Origin of the sequence: Vibrio ichthyoenteri ATCC 700023 (genome assembly GCF_000222605.1) — a bacterium.
GTDB classification, from domain to species: domain Bacteria; phylum Pseudomonadota; class Gammaproteobacteria; order Enterobacterales; family Vibrionaceae; genus Vibrio; species Vibrio ichthyoenteri.
The window spans coordinates 1-623 of record NZ_AFWF01000229.1 but is presented as its reverse complement, the minus strand read 5'-3'; the positions used below and the strand labels follow the sequence as shown (position 1 = coordinate 623).

Annotated in this window: 1 pseudogene; it reads right to left on the bottom strand. The window is 52.6% G+C overall.

Features of this window, described 5'->3' with window-relative positions:
* Positions 1 to 623, bottom strand: a pseudogene (locus RH85_RS16435) (conjugative transfer ATPase); the annotation flags it as partial.

Here is a 623-nt window from a genome sequence, read left to right as displayed (position 1 = left end):
TTCAGGACGTTGCGCATCTTGGCTAAAGGTAATCAGCTGCTCTTTGATGTGTGTCGGTCTGACCGTGTAACGCTCATGGGCAAGCTCGGCGGCGGCTTTAATGGCATCACGTACCATCGCAGAGTCGGCGCGGCGATAATCCGCCAGTTCGTTTTCCTCACCCCCGGTTATCATCAAGCGAGCCATGATTTCGAGCTCACCCAAAATGTCACGTTGCTCGTCGTCTTCACTGTCGTTGTCGTTTAAATGCTCGATATCGAGCGATTCATCGCTGCAGACGTGCGCAACCTCTTGGCCAACCAGATGTTTTGCATCTGCAAATGGCGCTAAAATGCCTTTTGAGCTCCCGCTGAGTTGCACGCGATTGACTTTGAGCCCCATGCGCTCGCAATAAGCGCCTAATAAGCCAAAACTGTTCCCCGCTTCAATCACAAACAGTCGCGGACGATGGGTGGCGAGCAGGCGAAGACAAATCCCCACTAAGGTGGCGGACTTTCCAGAGCCAGAGGGACCAAAAAGGTTTAAGTGGGCATTAGAGAGAAAATCATTCAGAGGGTCGAAGCCAAAGAGCTCCCCTCCGCGATTAAAGTAATGCAGCGCATCACTACCAGTGCCCGTTGAGT